4 protein-coding genes are annotated in these 2,473 nt (G+C 67.7%); 3 read left to right on the top strand and 1 reads right to left on the bottom strand.

What is annotated here, in order from left to right; genetic code table 11:
• Positions 1 to 454: hypothetical protein (locus WA805_RS05360; protein ID WP_425241790.1), on the top strand; the 454-nt coding region annotated here is incomplete at its 5' end.
• Here the strand turns inward: WA805_RS05360 and WA805_RS05355 are convergent.
• Positions 438 to 1,385 (bottom strand): MBL fold metallo-hydrolase, encoded by a 948-nt coding sequence (locus WA805_RS05355; RefSeq protein WP_422325603.1) that lies wholly within the window; start codon positions 1,383 to 1,385, stop codon positions 438 to 440. The two genes, WA805_RS05360 and WA805_RS05355, sit on opposite strands and share 17 nt — an antisense overlap.
• A 157-nt stretch (positions 1,386 to 1,542) precedes the next feature.
• Between WA805_RS05355 and WA805_RS05350 the strand changes: the two genes are divergently transcribed.
• Positions 1,543 to 2,067 carry a hypothetical protein gene (locus tag WA805_RS05350; RefSeq protein WP_425241789.1) on the top strand — a complete coding sequence of 175 codons (525 nt, stop codon included), beginning with the start codon at positions 1,543 to 1,545 and terminating at the stop codon, positions 2,065 to 2,067.
• A gap of 54 nt (positions 2,068 to 2,121) precedes the next feature.
• The gene (locus WA805_RS05345) at positions 2,122 to 2,427 is read left to right on the top strand and encodes a Fe-S cluster assembly protein HesB (protein WP_422271536.1); all 306 of its coding nucleotides are present in this window, start codon (positions 2,122 to 2,124) and stop codon (positions 2,425 to 2,427) included.
• Positions 2,428 to 2,473 lie beyond the last annotated feature (46 nt).

The following is a 2,473-nucleotide window of genomic DNA, read 5'->3' as shown; positions in this document are numbered from 1 at the left end:
GCGCGGCACGCTGCTCGATATCGCCCGCGCCCGCGGACTCGCCGCGGCGGAGCGCGGCCACTGCGTGGAAACGATCACCGCGGTGCTGCGCCGCGAGCCGGACGCGGTCACCGGCGTCCGCGCCCGGCTGGAAGAACTGCGCGAGGCCGCCGTAGGTGCGCTCGCCTTCGAGCTGGCCGGTGACATCACCAGCGAGCTGCGCGCCCTGGAGTGGGTGACGAGCCCGCAGCGCGCCAGTTCGATGGCCGCGAGGGACTTCACCGCCAGCGGATGGTCGGGCGGCGTCCTGTCATCCTTCATCGTCCGCCGCGGCCAGGTACGCGAATGGGCGCAGGCGGCCTGCCCGGAGTCCGACGCGGCGACGCGGCTAGCGGGCACCCCGCCCGACTGGGCCGGCTTCGCCCAGCGCAACGCGGAACTGGCCGCGGCGCTGTCGTCTAGGCGAGGCAGCTAAGCGGCTTGCCGCCGTTGTAGGCGACCATGTCGAAGAGCGCCGCGGCGAAGTTGAGCTTCTCCCCTTGTTCGCCGTCGCCGAGGTCCGCGTACGCGCGGTGCAGGTTGCCGACGATGCGCTCGCGATCGCTCAGGCCGGCGTACTGGCCCAGGCCGTTGTCGCGGGCGGCCTCAAGCGGAGACAGCCCGGCGTCCTTGCCGCGGCGCGCCAGGTCGAGCACGAAGCGCAGGTAGCCGAGCACGTCGTCGATCGCCGCTGGGCCGCAGACCTCGCCGTGGCCGGGCACGATGGTCCGCGGGTCCAGGGGCTTGATGACCTGTTCCAGGACGTCGATCGCGCCGGTGATCGAGCCCATCAGCATGAACGGCGTGCCGCCGTTGAAGATGAGATCGCCGGTGAAAAGGACGGAGCGTTCTGGCAGCCAGACGACGGAGTCGTTGGTGGTGTGCGCCGGCCTGCCCACGTAGCGGACCTCGCAGCGCAGGTCGTCGCTGTACAGGGTGACTTTGTCGGAGTAGGTGAGGAAGGGCGGGGTTACTTTGATGTCGCCCCAGTCCACGTCCTGGAAGACGCCGGGGAAGTACGGCAGGCCGGCGGCGAGCACCTCGTCCCTGCAGCGGTCGTGCGCCACGATCGTCGCGCCGCCGAACAGGTAGTTGCCGTGCGTGTGGTCCCCATGATGGTGGGTGTTGATCAGCGTGCGGACCGGCTGCGGGCTCGTTTCCGCGATCGCCTCCAGGTAGGCGCGGGTCCGCCGCTCGGTCGAGCAGGCGTCCACGCTGGTCACGCCCGCGGCGCCGACCAGGAACCCGGTGTTGTTGATGAACCAGGTGCCGTCGGGCTGAATGTAGGCGAAGACGCCGTCGCTGACTTCCTGGACGCGCGGCGGGTCCAGTTCCGCATCGTGGTCGTGCCCCAGCGTGGAACTCATGACGTCCTCCTTCGTGCCGCAGAGAGCACATCCTCGCGCGCCGAGAGGCACATCGACAACATTCGTGGAATACCCCGTCGTGTGGTGGGTAGGCGATGTCTTCAGAGACCCAAATCACAAGGATTGGGAAGTGATAGGCATGACTGGGATGCTGCGTATGCGGCGCAGTCGCGGGGTCCTGAGCGGGTTCTTGTTGTCCCTGCTAGGACTCTGGGGCGGTCTCATCGCCTTTGTCGGTCCGTATTTCCACTACGCCTACACGCCGGACATCGCCTGGACTTACACCTCGGCGCGGCTGTGGCTGGAGATTCTGCCGGGTGCCGCGGTGTTCCTCGGCGGCATCCTGCTCATGGTGGCGGCTGGCCGTCACATCGCGCTGTTCGGCGCGCTACTGGCTGCCGCGGGCGGCGCATGGTTCACCCTGGGCACCGTGTTCAGCCCGCTGTGGAACAACAATGTTCCGCTCGGCGGGTCGCCGGCTAGCCTCACCGTGACGATGCGGATCGCGGAGCAGGTCGGGTTCTTCACCGGTCTCGGCATCGTGATCGTAGCCATCGCCTCGGCGGCCTTCGGCCGGATCATTTCCCTTCCTGCCGAGGTCGTGGCGGAGCCCGCCCCGACCGTACCCGTCGAAACAGCCGAAACAACCGAAACAACCGAAACAACAGAGCCGGTCGCGTAACAGGCTAACGCGACTACCCGCCCCTGTAACACCAGAGACGAAAGGGCAAGACACATGCTGATCCTGACCGAAGCAGCCACCGAGGTCGTGAAGAGCTTCACGTCGAGTCCGCAGGTTCCTGACGGAGCCGGGCTGCGGATCGCGTCCTCTACGCCGGGCTCGGAGAATCCGGACTCGCTACAGGTCACAGCCACTGCGGCGCCTGGAGAGAACGACAAGGTCATCGAGAACCAGGGGGCGCGGGTCTACCTAGAGCCGCAAGCCGCCGTGTACCTCGAAGACAAGGTGCTCGACGCCCAGGTTGACGGGCAAGGCAAGGCCCACTTCTTCCTGGGCGAGCAGGGAACCGGACCGGCCTAGGTCCGTCCCCGCGTCACTACCGTCGTCGGCCCGCTAGCGATTCGCT

This window comes from Trebonia sp., assembly GCF_049794275.1.
In the GTDB taxonomy this organism is placed as follows: domain Bacteria; phylum Actinomycetota; class Actinomycetes; order Streptosporangiales; family Streptosporangiaceae; genus Trebonia.
The sequence above is the reverse complement of the archived record's forward strand: the minus strand, read 5'-3'. Positions and strand labels throughout refer to the sequence as shown.